General features: G+C 31.6%; 2 protein-coding genes. Both read left to right on the top strand.

Annotated elements, in window-relative coordinates; genetic code table 11:
- The coding region (locus tag CKA54_RS07585) for a methyl-accepting chemotaxis protein (RefSeq protein ID WP_120760681.1) at positions 1-197 on the top strand (197 nt) is incomplete at its 5' end.
- A gap of 180 nt (positions 198-377) precedes the next feature.
- Positions 378-1,463 (top strand): cache domain-containing protein (locus tag CKA54_RS07580; protein WP_172586686.1); only part of this gene is annotated, 1,086 nt, incomplete at its 3' end.

Raw genomic sequence — 1,463 nt, 5'->3', positions numbered from 1 at the left:
TTCAATCTATCAATGAAATGGGTGAAAGTATTAAAGAACAAACTACAGGTATTACTCAAATTAATGATGCTGTAGCTCAAATTGATAGCGTAACACAAGAAAATCTAAAAATAGCTAAAGATAGTGCAGCTATATCTGATAATGTTAATAAAATAGCTAATGATATCTTAGAAGATGCTAGAAAGAAAAAGTTTTAATTGATTGTTAGCAAGCCAAACCTTTAAGGGTTTGGCTTTTATTTTATAGTTTTAATTATTATTTGTTTTTTATTTTTTTATTGTTTTTTTGCATTTAAATACTATATTTTTTTATTAAAAATGATATAAGATAATTTCTACCCTAAATGAACTCAAAACTAGTTATAAGGATACTCTAGAATGAAAAAAATTACAAGTAGTTTAACAGGAAAGTTAACATTTTTGGTGTTTTTAGCTATTGTAGCTATTTTATTCGTAGCAAATGCTTTTAACTATGCTGAAGTAAAGCAAGATGTGCAAAAACTCATCAACGACATACAAGTAAAAACTATGCAAGATGTTTTGAAGAATTTTGATGATCATACCGCTTCAAGAAGCGATGCAATCAAAGCTATTGCTTCAGAGTTGCAAAAAAACCCAAATGCAACTACAGATGAAATATATACTATACTTAGAGCCGTAAAAGAAGCAAGTCGTTTTGATGTAGTATATGTTGGTCTTGCAAGCAATGGCGCAATGATTCGATCAAATGGTAACCATCAAACACCAGCTGATGGCTATGATCCTAGAATTAGAAGTTGGTATAAAAACGTTTCTTCAGGACAAGATAAAGTTGTCATTTCAAAACCTTATATTGCTCCTAGTTTAAAAGCTCCTTCTTTATCTTTTTCTTATCCAATAGTAGTCAATGGCAAAGTAATTGGTGCAGTTGGGGGTAATTACGACTTAAGTACCTTTTCAGATAGTGTACTAGCTATGGGTAGATCTCAAAGTGGTTATACTGTGGTTTTAGATGATGATGGCACAATACTATTTCATGAATCTTCAAAAGCTTTGCTTACAAAAGACAATTTAAGCCAAAGTATTGTTAAAGCTTATCTTTCTACTCCTGAAGGTAAAGCGGGTCAACTTTCTAGCGAACCTATGATTATCGAAGATGGAAGTGGTCCACGTAAAGCAGTTATATGTCAAGAATCATCAACAGGATACAATGTATGTGTAATCGCAGATGAAAAAATTTACAGCGATCCGGTTAATCATGCTCTAGTAAAGCAAATTATTATCGGACTTATTAGCATTGTAATCGCACTAGTTGTGATCAGATTTATGATCAACTACAACCTATCTCCGCTGAAAAAAATCACTACCGGCCTTAACTCTTTCTTTGATTTTATCAATCATAAAACTAAAGATTCAGCTATGATTGATGTAAAAAGCAATGATGAACTTGGTGCTATGGCTAAAACCATTAATGAAAACATCACT

It is taken from the genome of Campylobacter sp. P255 (genome assembly GCF_003627915.1).
In the GTDB taxonomy this organism is placed as follows: Bacteria; Campylobacterota; Campylobacteria; order Campylobacterales; family Campylobacteraceae; genus Campylobacter_D.
The sequence above is the reverse complement of the archived record's forward strand: the minus strand, read 5'-3'. Positions and strand labels throughout refer to the sequence as shown.